This is a genomic window from Ochrobactrum sp. SFR4 (assembly GCF_019730395.1).
Lineage (GTDB): Bacteria > Pseudomonadota > Alphaproteobacteria > Rhizobiales > Rhizobiaceae > Pseudochrobactrum.
In genome coordinates this window covers 1-309 of the sequence record NZ_JAAPBB010000551.1, presented here as the reverse complement: position 1 = coordinate 309, position 309 = coordinate 1, and the positions used below count along the sequence as shown (strand labels likewise).

Below are 309 nucleotides of genomic sequence, written 5' to 3'. Positions count from 1 at the left end.
ATCGCGGCGATGCGCGTATTCAGGTCGGTGAGATGCTGGCAGAACGTGCTGCTCAGCGCGCTGCGGAAAATAATGAAGAGTTTTCCGAGAGCCATCGTGAAAAAGAACTGAAGCGCTTCTCTCGTGCGCCGCTTGTTATTGGTGTGGTTTGCAGCCCGCGTGACACGCATCGTATTCCGGAATGGGAACAATTCCTGTCCTCCGGTGCTTGCGCTATGCAGCTTTGCAATGCTGCCAATGCGCTTGGCTATGGCAGCAACTGGATCACCAACTGGTATTCCGATGATGAAGATGGCAAGCGCCTGCTCG

The 309-nt window shown here is 54.7% G+C and carries 1 protein-coding gene; it reads left to right on the top strand.

Annotation, left to right across the window (positions count from 1 at the left end; genetic code table 11):
* The coding region (locus HBA93_RS20205) for a nitroreductase family protein (protein ID WP_221724465.1) at positions 1 to 309 on the top strand (309 nt) is incomplete at both ends.